Origin of the sequence: Azospirillum griseum (assembly GCF_003966125.1) — a bacterium.
GTDB lineage: Bacteria > Pseudomonadota > Alphaproteobacteria > Azospirillales > Azospirillaceae > Azospirillum > Azospirillum griseum.
The window spans coordinates 44,279-57,230 of record NZ_RXMA01000025.1; the positions used below are offsets into that span (position 1 = coordinate 44,279).

Consider the following 12,952-nt stretch of genomic DNA (forward strand, 5'->3'; position numbering starts at 1 on the left):
ACGAACAGGGGCGGCACCGGATGGATGCCGCCCCTGCCCTGCTGGTCCGTGGGTCCAGCGCTGGCGATCAGCCCGCGCGCATGCGGTTCACCAACGTGTCCACCTGCGATCCCAGGGAGCGCACCTCCTCCGTCACCGTCGAGGAGGCGGCGAGCACGCGGTGGGCCGATTCACCCGACTCGGCGGCGGCGCGCGCCACGGAATCGATGTTGCGGCGGACATGCTGGGTTCCGTCGGCGGCCTCCACCACGTTGCGGGCGATTTCGCGGGTGGCAGCGCTCTGTTGATCGACGGCGGCGGCGACATTGGTGGCGATGTCGTTGATTTCGCGGATGGTCGCGGCGATGGCGCGGATGGCGTCCACCGTTTCCTGCGTCACCGCCTGCATCGCCGTGATCTGACCGGAGATTTCCTCCGTCGCCTTGGCGGTCTGGTTGGCCAGACTCTTGACCTCGCTGGCCACCACGGCAAAGCCCTTGCCCGCCTCCCCGGCGCGTGCGGCTTCAATGGTGGCGTTCAGCGCCAGCAGGTTGGTTTGGCTGGCGATGTCGTTGATGAGCTGCACCACCTCGCCGATCTTGTTGGCGGTCAGCGACAGCCCTTCCACGGTGCGGTCGGTGCGGGTGGCGTCGTCCACCGCCTTGCGGGCGATGCGGCTGGAGGTGTTGACCTGACTGCCGATTTCCTGGATCGAGGCGGACAGCTCCTCGGTCGCGGCGGCCACGGCCTTGACGCTGCCCTCGGCCTGTTGCGAGGTGGCGGCGGCGGTTGCGGCCTCCCCCGTGGTGGTTTCGGCGTTGCGGCTCATCCGCTGGGCCATGTCCTGCATTTCGCTGGCGGCGGTGGAGACGCGTTGCAGAACGGCGCGCACGCTGCTTTCGAAATTCTCCGCCATTTCGATGCGGGCGCGGCGGCGTTCCTGCGCCGCGCGGGTGCGCTCCTCTTCGGCCTGGGCGGCGGCCTGGTTGGCGCGGTTGGCGGTGTCGCGGAAGACGACCAGCGCCTGGGCCATGTCGCCGATCTCGTCCGACCCGGCGCGGGGAATGGTGGCGTCCAGATTGCCCCCGGCGATGGCCCGCATCGCGTCCGACAATTGGCTGATGCGGGCGACGATGGTGCGGCCCACCACGAACCAGGCGAGCGCGATGGCCACGATCAGGCTGGCGACGGCGAAGACGATCAGAATCATCCGCCCAGCCTCGATGGAGCTGAGCGCGTCGGCGGTGGCCTGGTCGGCTTCGGCCTTCATCGCGGCGATCTGTTGATCGACGGTGGTGGCGAATTGCTGAGCGAGTTGGCGGTTTTCGTTCAGCACGCCTTCGTTTTCGCTGATCGCGGCCAGTTCCGCCCGCCGCAACTCGAACAGGCTGTCGTCGCCCTTGCCGAAGGAAGCGAGCTTCGCCGCCGCCTGCGCCAACTTGGGCAAACCATCGTCACCGCCCGCGCTCAACAGCTTGACGCGCTCGTCCAGCGCCTTGACGGCGGCGGCGTAGCGCGACAGCAGCACGCGCAGGCGCGCGCTGTTGGGGGCCTGCGCGGCCTCGTTGAGCGCGCTGGTCAGGGCGTTGCCCTGGGTGGACAGCTCCAGATAGGTGCGGAAGCGGGTCAACCCATCGCCCAGCAATTCCTGCATGGAATCGCGGGTCTGCGAGCGGACGTTGACGGCGGACAGCCGGATTTCCGCCTTCAGGCGCATCAGCGGGCCTTCGAGCTGGCCGACGATGACGTTCTGCTGCAACTGGGCATCGGCCAACTGTTCGCCAAGACGGCTGTGCAGCGGCGCACGCATCATCTCCGGTGTTTCCAGGATCTTGCGGCGCAGGTCAAAGATGCCCTCATCCCCATCGCCCAAGGCGAAGAAGGAATCGAGCGACTCGGAGGTCGCCTTGTTCAGGCGGCTGCCGACCTGGGCGGTGGCGCTGACCACACGGGCGGCGGCCTCCAGATAGGCTTGCTGATGGGTGGTGACGATGCCGGCCGAGGTCGAATTGCTGGCGCGGATCATCGATTCGGACGCCAGACCGATGTCCCCGCGCAGCTCATACAGGCTGATGAGGGTGCGCACCGCATCGGTCAGGCTGTCCATGTCCTTTTCGGTGCTGGCGTCGAGTTCCTCGCCCTTGGTGCGCAGGCGGACCCCGGCCCGGTCGGTGAGCGGGGCCAGCGCAACCAGGAAATCATCATAGGCGGTGGACAGCGCGACGACGGTTTCCTCGCGCTTGGCGCGCACGGCCAAACGCTGCTGGACCGCCTTGTTCTGCGATTCCAGGGTGCCGATCAGGGCGTTGGTCTTGGTGCGAACCTCGGCCAGTCGTGGGTCGTTCGGGCGGCGGGTGGCCAACTCATCAACCAGGCCGACCAGCGTTTTGCCGCGCCCCATGATCTCGTTGAACAGGGTTTCGCGCGCGATCTGATTTTCTGCGGAGTCCAGGGTCGGCGCGGCGGCGGCGATGCCGCTGCTTTCGCCGGACAGGCGCTTGGCCAGTTCCATTTCCGGCAGGCTGGTCGAGACGATCCGGTTCAGCGGGCCTTCCACCGCTGAAAAGGACGTCAAGCCGACCAGGCTGGCCGCGATGGTCATGCCAGCCATTCCGGCGAACGCCGCCAGCAATTTGGCCCGCACGCCGAACCGGCGGCCCTGCCCGCTTCCGGATGGCGACAAAACAGTGTGGGTGTCGATGGTCATCGTGTGCAAATCCTCCCCGGCGCCGCTTTGTTTGCCCAGGCTTTGTGCCTGTTGTCGTGCTTGTGGTCGTGTCACCGATCCGGCCCGGTCATCGGGCGGGTCCCCTCGCCTTTGACCGTTCTTCGATAATGATCGTCTTACCAACCATACTCCAGTGTGACCAGAGGATCATCAGGGGAATGCCCTTATTTTTGGTGGCAAAACCGCCGATTGACCCCGCGTTTTAACGCTGCTTTTACCTTGGTCGATCACGCCGATGTGGTGAAGCGGTAGGCGATGACACCCGTATAGGGAACGCCGGGGTGGCGCGTGGTGGATGGAAAATGCGGCTGGTTCGGGGCGTCCGGAAATCCTTGCGGCTCGATGCAGAAGCCACCCCGACGCATGAACGCCACGCCGCCCTTGCCCAGATCACGCGGGGTGATCCCGGTCAGGGCGTTGCCGGAATAGAGTTGCGCGGCGGGTTCGGTGCTCATCACCTCCAGAACCCGGCCGGAACCGGGATCCTCGACCCGCGCGACCAAACCGAAGGCACTGGCCTCCTTGGCGATGACCAGCGTGTGGTCATAGCCATCGGCCAGATGCAACTGGTGATTGTCCCCGTCAATCCGCGTTCCGAACGCTTCCGGGTGGGTGAAATCGAAGGGTGTTCCCTCGACCGATCGGATCTCGCCGGTGGGGATGCCGCCGGGACCGATGGGGAGGAAGAAATGGGCGTTGGCCGTCACCCGATGGCCGAGGATGGACCCACCGCCCGCCAGATTGAAAAAGGCATGGCCGGTGAAGGTCGCCACGGTGGGCCGGTCGGTCGTCGCTTCATACTCCAGCCGCAGGCTGTCGCCGTCGAGGCGGTACAGCAGCGAGGAGCGCAACTCTCCCGGATAACCTTCTTCGTCATCGGCGTAGGTCAGCCGCATGCGGACGGCGGAGGCGGACAGGCGTTCGGTGTCGAACACGCGGAACCGGCTGCCCTTCACCCCTCCATGCAGATGGTGCGGCCCGGCGTTTTGCGGCAGGGTGTGCGTCCGTCCGTCCAGGGTAAAGCGCCCGTTGGCGATGCGGTTGGCAAAGCGCCCGATGAAGGCCCCCATCGACGGTTGGCCGCCCTGGATCGCGGCCAGGCTGTCGTAGCCGAGCACGACGTCGCCCAGGCGGCCCGACCGGTCGGGGGCGAGAATCTGGACGATCCGCGCCCCGTAATTGCACAGGCTGACCGTGACGCCGCCCTCGCCGGTCAACGTCCACAGGCCAACGGGCTGACCGTCGATCTCGCCGCGAAAGGCGGCGGGGTCGAGCGTGACCGGCGGCGCGGCCCAGGGTGCGGCGTCGCCCATCACAGGAAATCATCGCGGATTGGGGTGAAGGCATCGACCAGCACGGTCGGTTCCAGGATCGTCACCCCGTGCATCGTGCCGGGCGGCACGTAATAGCTCGCTCCCGGTCCCAGGCGCTGGGTGCCGTGGCCGTCCATCGTCAGATCCAGAAGGCCCGAGACCACATAGCCCACCTGTTCCTGCGGGTGGCTGTGCATCGGGGCGACGATCCCGGCCTTGAAGGTGAATTCCACCAGCATCAACCCGGCGCCATAGCTCAGCACCCGGCGCTCGGCCCCTTCGGGGGTGATGACCGGCGTTTCCTGTGCGGCATCGGCCAAAATTTTCATGATTCAACGCTCCATCAAGCTGATGTCATGGAAAAGAAGGCCCGCCGCACCGAAATGCGCCGGGCCAAGGGGGGAAGGAACACACCGCAATCAAAAAAATCAGGGAAGAAAGGATCGGGATGGGTCAGTGCAGCAGCAGATTCGGCAGCCACATCGAGAAGCCCGGCATGTAGGTGACAAGCCCCAGCGCCAGGATCAGCGCCGCGTAGAAGGGAAGGATGGTCTTCATCACCTCGCCCACCGATATCCCGCCAATGGCGCAACCGACGAACTGGGTGGTTCCAACCGGCGGGGTGTTCAGGCCCAACGCGCAGTTGATGAGCATCACCATGCCGAACTGAACCGGATCCATGCCGTATTGCTGGGCGATGGGCAGAAAGATCGGTGTGCAGATCAGGATGGTGCTGGCCATGTCCATGAAGGTGCCCAGCACGAACAGGATGATGTTGATCAGCAGGAAGATCACCAGCGGGTTCGACGAAATGCCCGACATGAACTGGCTGGTCAGCTCGGCCACTTCATAGAGCGCCATCAGATACTGGAACATGGTGGACACGCCGATCAGCAGCAGCACCACGCCGGTGGTCTTCACCGCCTTCATTGTCGCCTTAACAAAGCTTTCCCAGCTTAAGGTCCGGTAGGCGAAAATCGTCAGGGCCAGGGAGTAGACCACCGCCACCGACGCGCCCTCGGTCGCCGTGAAGATGCCCAGCAGGATGCCGCCCAGGATGATGACGACCACGAACAGACCAGGCAGCGCATGAGCAAAGGATTGGAAGACCGTTGACCAGCCCGGAAAGGTCCCCGCCGGATAGCCGCGCTTGACCGCGACGAAATAGGCCGCCGCCAGCATGCAGACCGTCATCACCACCACCGGCATCAACCCCGCCGCGATGAGCGCGCCGATCGACACCTTGCCGCCCGCCGCCAGCGAATAGAGGATCATGTTGTGGCTGGTTGGCATCAGGGCGCCCACCAGCGAGGCGTGGGTGGTGACGTTCACCGCGTAATCGGTGTGGTAGCCCTCGCGCTTCATCATCGGGATCATCACCGATCCCATCGCCGACACGTCGGCCACCGGGGAGCCGGACACGCCGCCGAACAGCGTGCAGGCGACCACATTGGCCATGCCCAGACCGCCCCGGATGTGGCCGACCATGTTGCGGGCCAGCGTCACGATCTTGTCGGCGATGCCGCCGTGCAGCATCAGTTCGCCGGAGAAGACAAAGAAGGGGATGGCGAGGAAGGAGAAGATGTTCATGCCCGAGGTCATCTGTTGAAAGATGACGGCGTGGGGCAGCCCTTCATACATGATGGTGAAGAGCGACGAGAGGCCGATGGCGAAGGCGACGGGGACGCCCAGGATCAGCAGACCGAAAAAGGTCGCGGAGAGTACGATCAGTTCCATGTCGGCTCGACCTCTTCATGGCGCAGCAGGGCGAGCGTGTGCTCGACCGAAAACAGGACGATCAGGCAACCGGACAGGCTGAGCGGCACATAGCGCACGATTTCCGGCAGGCCCAGATTGGGGATCGCGTAAGTGGACACCGACATGCCGAGCACCCAGCCGTTGTAGGCCATCGATGCGCCGAAACCGGCCACCAGGATGTGGATGAGGATCTCGAACCAACGTTGAACGTGCAGCGGCAGCAGGATGACCACCGAGTCCATGCCGATGTGTCCGGCGTCGCGCACGGCCACCGCCGCGCCCAGCATCGTCACATACAGCACCAGAACCAGCGCCAGGCTTTCCGCCCAGGTCGGTGTCTGGTTGAAGACGTACCGTCCGACGACCTCGTAAAACACGATTCCGACGATGCTCATCAGACCGATGACGGCGATCACCGTGCCAAGCCGCGCCAACGCGATGTTCACCAGGGTCAGAAGCCGCCGGGGCTGCGCCTGCGCGCCGCCATCCACCAAGCTGTCTTGCATCATGGTTGCTCCCAGGGACCGGGATGGCGAGCGAGCGGACCCGCTCGCCGGACCGGCTCAAATCGTTACTTGCTCTGTTGGATGCGGGTGACGAGGCTCTTCAAAACCGGGGTGCTGGCGAATTTCTCGTAAACCGGCTTCATGGCATCGACCAACTCCTGCTTGTTGGCGATGGTGATGATCTGGGCACCGCCCGCTTCCACCATCTTGCGGGAATTGACTTCGCGTTCGTCCCACAGCTTGCGCATGAAGGGGACCGAGTCCTTGGCCGCCTGACGGATCAACGCCTGATCGTCCTTCGACAACCGGTCCCAGATGACCTTGGAGAAGACCAACACTTCCGGGGCCAGCGAATGTTCGGTCAGGCTGTAGTAACGGGCCGCTTCGAAATGGCGGGAGGATTCATAGCTGGGCCAGTTGTTTTCCGCTCCATCGACGATGCCGGTCTTCAGCGCTGTGAACACCTCGCCGTAGGGCATCGGCGTCGGGTTCGCCCCCAGCGCGTTGACCATGCCGACGAACAGATCCGACGGCTGGACGCGGATCTTCAGGCCCTTGAAATCCTCCAGCGACTTGATCGGCTTCTTGGCGGTGTAGAAGGAACGCGACCCGCTGTCGTAGAAGGCCAGGCCAATCAAGCCCTGCGCTTCCATCGCCTTCAGGATGTCGTCGCCAATCGGGCCGTCCAGAACGCTGCGCATGTGCGCGGTGTCGCGGAAGATGAAGGGCAGCACGGTGACGAGCGTTTCCGGCACGATGCTGTTCAGGGCACCGGCGTTGATCCGCATCATGTCCAGACCGCCCAGCTTGAGCTGTTCGATCGTGTCCTTTTCCGTGCCCAGCGCGCCCGAGGGGAACACGCGGATGTTCAGCTTGCCGTTGGTCTTTTCGGCCAGCGTGCGGCCCATCTGCTTGACCGCCTCAACCGTCGGGTAATCGGCGGGGTGGACGTCGGCGGAGCGGAAATCGCGCGCCTGGGCCGTTTGGGGGGCGGTCAGGGCGACGGTCGCGCCAAAGGTGAGCGCCGCAGCGACGGCCAGTGAACGAAGCAACCCGGGCATCAACGTCTCCTCCAGTGTGATTGGAACCGGTCGGCTCGACCGCATCCGGCTCTTTGGTTTTGATGGGTAAGGGTGTTTGGGCAAAAAATGGCGTGGCGGCGGCGACACGGGCACCGCAGCGCTTGCGATCATCATGGAAAAACGAACAACCTGTGGAAAACCCGTAGTCCGTTCAGACGCGTATGCGGATTCTGTCAGACAACTGTTTTGAAATATTCAGACAACCACGCTCGATTCCTGTCCAGCACCGGGATCGCTTGTGGATTCTCCTTATTTCTTTCTTGCGTGGATCTGCGCATTCATATCGCCAACGGGGAAACACCTGTTTGGCAAGTCCCAACTTGCATGGATCGGTCTGGCGAACACGCTGTCCGAACGACGGCGCGCTGCTTTGACCGCCAACACTTTGTTGGGCACGCCATTGGTTTGTCCCGCTAAAAACCACTCTAGCCTTGCGGCGCATAAGTGGTCAAGTGGTAAGATGACTTTGTGCGATGACCAAGCGAATCTGTTGGGCATCCATCGCGCGGGCGTCGTCGTCGTATGGGCAATGTGAGCGACCTGTCAAACAAGGGGATGGTGATGATGGCGCAGGCGGCGGCAGTCCAGGGCACACCCGGCTCCATGACCATCGGCGGGGGCAATGGCCCTTGGTACAGCGGCTTGCGTGGCAAATTGATGTCGGCGATCGGCGTGGTCCTGTCGGGCACTCTGGTTGCGGCGGCGGTGGCGCTGGCGGGCTATGCCAACGTCCGCGCCACCATCGATGTGATCGTTGGGCAGGCGGTGCCCGCGATGAACGAAGGCATGTCGGTGGCCCAGCAGGCCGAACGACTGGTCGCTCTGGCTCCGGCGCTGTCCTCCGCCACGGACGTGAAGGCTCGGGAGGAGGTGTCCGGCCGCATCCAGCAGGCCCGGCAGGAGTTCGCCGCCCGCTTGGACCGTCTGCGCGCCGATGGCATGGGAGGCGGCCAACTGGTGGCGATTGAGGAGGCGGCCAAGGCGTTGCTGGTCAATCTCGATCAACTGGACGCCGCCGCCGCCGACCGGGTGCGCCACGCCGGACAGCGCGGGACGCTGTTGCCCAAGGTGTTGGAGGCCGATGGGCAGATTCAGAAATTCACCGCCCCTTGGCGCACGGTTCTGGCCAACGAGGAGGAGCAGGCGCGCGAAACCCTGGCCGACTCCGATTCCTCGCCGGAGGATCTGCATCGCGCCGCTGACGCGCTGCTCGATGTCGCCAAGCGCGCCAAGCCTCTGATGACGGTGATCGAGGAGTCAACCAACGCCCGCAACATGCTGTTGGAGGCTTCCAGCAGCGGCGATGACCAGAGGCTGACCATCATCGAAACGCGGCTGGGGTTGGTGTTTGCCACCATCGAGGGCGCGGCTGCGGCGTTGCCCGAAAAACTGGGGTCGGTCATTGATGCCCAAAACAAGGTGTTGCGCGCGCTGGCGCTGGGGCCGAACGCCCTGATCGATTCGCGGCGTCATGAGTTGATGATTCAGTCCCATGCGGCCAAGCTTCTGGAAAGCAACCACAGCCTGACCGCGCGTTTGGCCACAGGCATCACCGATCTGGTGGCGGAGCAGAAAAATGGCATCGCTGCCGCCAGCGGAGCGACGGGGCGGATGCTGGACAACAGCCGTTTGACCCAGATCGGTGTCAGCGTCGCCAGCGTCATCGTGTCGATCCTGGTGGTATGGCTTTATGTCGGGCGCAGCTTGGTCCGTCGCCTGCTGCTGCTGAAATCCAGCATGGGGCGGATCGCGGCGGGGGATCTCGACACCGACATCGCGCTGGACGGGCGCGACGAGATTGCCGAAATGGGGGCGGCGCTGCGCGTGTTCCGCGACACCGCGCGTGAGGTGGAGCAGACCCGCGCCCAGGCGGAGGTTGAACGCAGCCGTGCTGCGGGGGAACGCCGTCAGGCGATGCTGACCATCGCCGACCAGTTCGAAAGCGGGGTCAAGATCGTGGTGGAAACGGTGTCCGCCGCCGCCAACCAGATGCACGAAACCGCGTCCACCATGGTGGACACCGCACAGGACACCGAACGTCAGGCGGGCAGCGCGGCGGACGCGGCGCAACAGGCGTCCAGCAATGTGGACAGCGCGGCGTCTGCCGCGCATCAACTGTCCGCCTCCATCAGCGAGATTTCGCGGCAGGTCACGGAATCGGCGACCATCACCGGCCAGGCGGCCCGTGACGCCGAGCGGACCGACGTAACGATGCACAGCCTGAACGACGCGGCGGCCCGGATCGGCGCGGTCCTGGATCTCATCACCGACATCGCTGGACAGACCAATCTGCTGGCGCTCAACGCCACCATCGAAGCGGCGCGTGCCGGAGAGGCGGGCAAGGGATTCGCCGTGGTGGCGCAGGAGGTCAAACAACTGGCGAGTCAGACCGCCAAGGCCACCGACCAGATCGCCGGGCAGGTCAACGCTATGCAAACCGCCACCACCGACGCCGTCAGCGCCATCCGCAACATCGGGGCGACCATCGCCCGCTTGAACGACATCGCCACCGGCATCGCGGCGGCGGTCGAAGAACAAGGGGCGGCGACGGCTGAAATCGCCCGCAACGTGCAGCAGGCGGCGGGCGGAACGGCGCGGGCGTCGCAAGACATCGGGTTGGTGCGCACCGCCGCCGGGCAAACCGGCCAATCGGCCCAAGCGGTGCTGTCGGTGGCGGGGCAGGTGTCCACCGAAACCAACCGGCTGCTGCAACAGATCGATTCGTTCCTGCGTCAGGTTCGGTCGGCCTGAGCGTCATCGGTTCTCTTTCACCCCCCCCCGGTTTCAACCAACACTCCGGGGCAGGACCGCGACACCACGTTCCTGCGCGAACGGTGGGCGCGCGACGCAGGCACAACACGGGCAATGATCCTCCTGCCCCCCGTGATCCGCCGCGCCGCAGCACAGCGCCCCACGGTTGTTGTGTCCTGCCCCCCTTTTCGTGGGTGGTGAATGGTTTGGGTCAGACGTCCTGGTGCTGATCGGTGATGCGTTGGCGGGCGCGGTTGATGTGATAGCGCATCGCCAGATTGGCGGATTCGGAATCGCCCATGGCGATGGCGTCGTAAATCCGGCTGTGCTCGTCCAGAACGCGTTGAATGCGCTGGTCGGACCCTTCGCGGGTGATGTTCAGGGCCACGGCCATGGAATTTTCGATGGCGGCGTGCAGCGTTTCCAGGATCGACACGAACATCTCGTTGCAGCTCGCCTCCGCGACCGCACGGTGAAAGGCGAAATCGGCGGAACTGGCCGACCCGCGCGACTCGACCGCGCGCCCCAGATCCTCCAGCGCCGCCTTGATCTGGCCGAGTTGCTGGGAGGAGCGCCGCTTGGCCGCCAGGGCCGCCGCCTCCCCCTCCAACGGCACGCGCAGCTCGTAGCAGCGCAGAATCCCGGCAATGTCCGATGCCCCGGCGATGGCGATCAGCCCCTGCGGCGGGCGGCGTTGCACATAGGTGCCGGACCCTTGGCGGGCGACGACCAAACCATCGGCCTGCAGCAGCATCATCGCTTCCCGCACCACCGGGCGCGAGACCTCGAACATCAGGCAGAGTTCCTTTTCCGACGGCAGCTTGTCGCCCTCCTTTAGGGTCCCGGACACGATCTGTTCCAGGATTTGCCCATAGAGCTGATCGCCCAGCCGTTCCTTGCGCTTGGGCTGCAACGTCAATCCGGCCAACTTCGCCATTCCCAACACCCGCGCCAACATGATTCACCGCTCATGTTAGCAGACAAGTTGACCTATAGGAATGTCGCAAATAAGGGTATTGGCGCAACAAAACAGGCCCGGCGACGCGGGGTCGTCAGGTGGGTGGGCGTTGATTGTGCGGAGTGACGCGGTGGCGACCGCCTCACCCCAAGAGCGCATCGGTCAACCGGGCGGACGCGGTGCGCGGTCGTCGATGAAAAAGGTCGGTTCCTCAACCCGGTAGGCGTCGATTCCCTCCCGCAGTTTTTCCAGATGATGCTTGATCGCGCGGGCCGCCGCGTCGCCGTCATGGGCGGCGATGGCGGTGACGACCGCCGCGTGTTCGCCAATCACCCGATCCATCCGTCCCGGTTCGGGCAGGGTCAGGCGGCGGTAGCGGTCGATCTGCACTTTGACCTGTTGAATGAGCGCCCACACCCCCGGCAACCCGGCGGTGTCCGACAGGGCGGCGTGAAACTCCTCGTCGGCCATGTGGAAGCCGTCGCGGTCGCAAGCCTCCGCCATGGCGCGCTGATGCGCAACGATGGCGCTCAACCGGGCGACCTGCTCCGGTGTGGCGCGTTCGGCGGCGTGACGCACGCAGGCTTCTTCCAAGGCGGACCGGATGATGATGGTTTCCGGCAGGTCGGACAGCGGGATGCGGGCGACGAAGGTCCCCGATTGCGGAAACACCTCGACCAGCCGTTCGGAGGTGAGCTTCAGCACCGCTTCGCGCACCGGGGTGCGGCTGACGCCGTGGGCCTGGGCCAGATCCTTTTCGCTGATCGGCTCGCCCGGCTTGCGCTGGAGGCTGAGAATGTCGGCGCGCAGTTGCTGATAGACCTGCTGCGCGGCGGTCAGGCCGCGTTCGCGCACCACCGCCGCCGGTTTCGGCGTGCGGCGGCGCGGTGCTGGGGATGCGTGTTCGCCCGCCTCAGCCGTCATGATGCCCCCCGCAATTCCGCCGCAACCGCCGCCGTGGCCTGCGCCGGGACGATGGCACCGGGGTGGCCGATGACGATTCCGGCCAAGCGATGGCCCAACCCGGCCGCCGCCGCCACGCTCCACCCGGTTTGCCGGGCCGCCAGATACCCGGCGCAAAAGCTGTCGCCCGCCGCCGTGGTGTCCACCACCCGCTCCACCCGCGTGGCCGGGACCGTTTCCACCATGCCGCCCCGTTCCCAGACCAGACAGCCGTCACCGCCGTTCTTGACAACGATTTCGGTGGCTCCGGCGTCGCGCCAGCGGTCGACAATGGCAGTGGGATCCTCGGCACCGAACAGCAGCGCCTCGTCCTCCACCCCCGACAGCACGACGTCCACCCGTCCGGCGAGGGCGGCGTAGGCGGCGCGGGCGGCGTCCAGGCCGGGCCAGTTGCGCGGGCGCAAATTGGTGTCGAAGGCGACCTTGGCACCCGCTGCCCGCGCCCGGTCCAGCGTCACCCCCAGCCGTTCCCGCCCCTCGTCGCCATACAGCGACAGGGAGATGCCTGACAGCATCAACAGGCCATAGCCGGGCAGCGCGTCCACCAGCGGGGCGGCGTCGGGGTGGGTAAACAGCTCGCGCGCCGGGGCGCGGTCGCGCCAATAAAAGAAGGAACGCTCGCCCTTGGCGTCGGTTTCGATGGTGTAGAGGCCGGGCACGCGACCGGGCAGACGGATCACCCGATCCGTTCCCACCCCTTCCGCTGCCCAGGCGGCCAGCAGATCGGCGCTGTACGGGTCATCGCCCAGCAGCGTGACGTAATCGACCGCCGCGCCCAGCCGGGCCAGATACAGCGCGCAGTTCAGCGTGTCGCCGCCAAAGCCGAAGCGGGCGGTTCCGTCGCCGGTGCGACGGACTTCCAACATGCACTCACCGATGGCCGCGATCCGAGTCATTCTCAAAAGCTTCCCTTG

The 12,952-nt window shown here is 65.3% G+C and carries 10 protein-coding genes; 1 reads left to right on the forward strand and 9 read right to left on the reverse strand.

What is annotated here, in order from left to right; genetic code table 11:
• Positions 1–67: 67 nt before the first annotated feature.
• The 6 genes from EJ903_RS20740 to EJ903_RS20765 form a co-directional block, all read right to left on the reverse strand.
• Positions 68–2,686, reverse strand: a complete 2,619-nt coding sequence (locus EJ903_RS20740; RefSeq protein WP_126619022.1) for a methyl-accepting chemotaxis protein — start codon at positions 2,684–2,686, stop codon at positions 68–70.
• A 248-nt stretch (positions 2,687–2,934) separates the two neighbouring features.
• A complete protein-coding gene (locus tag EJ903_RS20745) occupies positions 2,935–4,020 on the reverse strand; it encodes an aldose epimerase family protein (RefSeq protein ID WP_126619024.1) in 1,086 nt (361 codons plus the stop codon).
• Positions 4,020–4,349, reverse strand: coding sequence for a cupin domain-containing protein (locus tag EJ903_RS20750; protein WP_126619026.1), 330 nt, complete (start codon positions 4,347–4,349; stop codon positions 4,020–4,022). The genes EJ903_RS20745 and EJ903_RS20750 overlap by 1 nt, the downstream gene beginning before the upstream one ends.
• 124 nt (positions 4,350–4,473) lie before the next feature.
• Complete coding sequence (locus EJ903_RS20755) at positions 4,474–5,757, reverse strand: TRAP transporter large permease (protein ID WP_126619028.1); 1,284 nt, start codon at positions 5,755–5,757, stop codon at positions 4,474–4,476.
• Positions 5,748–6,287 (reverse strand): TRAP transporter small permease, encoded by a 540-nt coding sequence (locus tag EJ903_RS20760; RefSeq protein ID WP_126619030.1) that lies wholly within the window; start codon positions 6,285–6,287, stop codon positions 5,748–5,750. Before EJ903_RS20760 ends, EJ903_RS20755 begins: the two co-directional genes overlap by 10 nt.
• Positions 6,288–6,349: 62 nt before the next feature.
• Positions 6,350–7,345 carry a TRAP transporter substrate-binding protein gene (locus EJ903_RS20765; protein ID WP_126619032.1) on the reverse strand — a complete coding sequence of 332 codons (996 nt, stop codon included), beginning with the start codon at positions 7,343–7,345 and terminating at the stop codon, positions 6,350–6,352.
• A gap of 552 nt (positions 7,346–7,897) precedes the next feature.
• Here EJ903_RS20765 and EJ903_RS20770 point away from each other — a divergent pair.
• Positions 7,898–10,117: a methyl-accepting chemotaxis protein gene (locus EJ903_RS20770; protein ID WP_246015804.1), complete on the forward strand. Its 2,220-nt coding sequence runs from the start codon at positions 7,898–7,900 to the stop codon at positions 10,115–10,117.
• Between the two features lie 211 nt (positions 10,118–10,328).
• Here EJ903_RS20770 and EJ903_RS20775 read toward each other — a convergent pair whose 3' ends face one another.
• The 3 genes from EJ903_RS20775 to EJ903_RS20785 form a co-directional block, all read right to left on the reverse strand.
• On the reverse strand, positions 10,329–11,054 hold the full coding sequence (locus EJ903_RS20775; protein ID WP_126619034.1) for a FadR/GntR family transcriptional regulator: 726 nt from the start codon (positions 11,052–11,054) through the stop codon (positions 10,329–10,331).
• Positions 11,055–11,237: 183 nt separating this feature from the next.
• Positions 11,238–11,999, reverse strand: a complete 762-nt coding sequence (locus tag EJ903_RS20780; protein ID WP_126619036.1) for a GntR family transcriptional regulator — start codon at positions 11,997–11,999, stop codon at positions 11,238–11,240.
• On the reverse strand, positions 11,996–12,934 hold the full coding sequence (locus EJ903_RS20785) for a sugar kinase (protein ID WP_126619038.1): 939 nt from the start codon (positions 12,932–12,934) through the stop codon (positions 11,996–11,998). Before EJ903_RS20785 ends, EJ903_RS20780 begins: the two co-directional genes overlap by 4 nt.
• Between the last annotated feature and the right edge of the window lie 18 nt (positions 12,935–12,952).

Bases quoted from the DNA above. Each gene is read 5' to 3' on its own strand.
- EJ903_RS20740 (WP_126619022.1), bottom strand. From the start codon at position 2,686: ATGACCATCGACACCCACACTGTTTTGTCGCCATCCGGAAGCGGGCAG.
- EJ903_RS20745 (WP_126619024.1), bottom strand. From the start codon at position 4,020: ATGGGCGACGCCGCACCCTGGGCCGCGCCGCCGGTCACGCTCGACCCC.
- EJ903_RS20750 (WP_126619026.1), bottom strand. From the start codon at position 4,349: ATGAAAATTTTGGCCGATGCCGCACAGGAAACGCCGGTCATCACCCCC.
- EJ903_RS20755 (WP_126619028.1), bottom strand. From the start codon at position 5,757: ATGGAACTGATCGTACTCTCCGCGACCTTTTTCGGTCTGCTGATCCTG.
- EJ903_RS20760 (WP_126619030.1), bottom strand. From the start codon at position 6,287: ATGATGCAAGACAGCTTGGTGGATGGCGGCGCGCAGGCGCAGCCCCGG.
- EJ903_RS20765 (WP_126619032.1), bottom strand. From the start codon at position 7,345: ATGCCCGGGTTGCTTCGTTCACTGGCCGTCGCTGCGGCGCTCACCTTT.
- EJ903_RS20775 (WP_126619034.1), bottom strand. From the start codon at position 11,054: ATGGCGAAGTTGGCCGGATTGACGTTGCAGCCCAAGCGCAAGGAACGG.
- EJ903_RS20780 (WP_126619036.1), bottom strand. From the start codon at position 11,999: ATGACGGCTGAGGCGGGCGAACACGCATCCCCAGCACCGCGCCGCCGC.
- EJ903_RS20785 (WP_126619038.1), bottom strand. From the start codon at position 12,934: ATGACTCGGATCGCGGCCATCGGTGAGTGCATGTTGGAAGTCCGTCGC.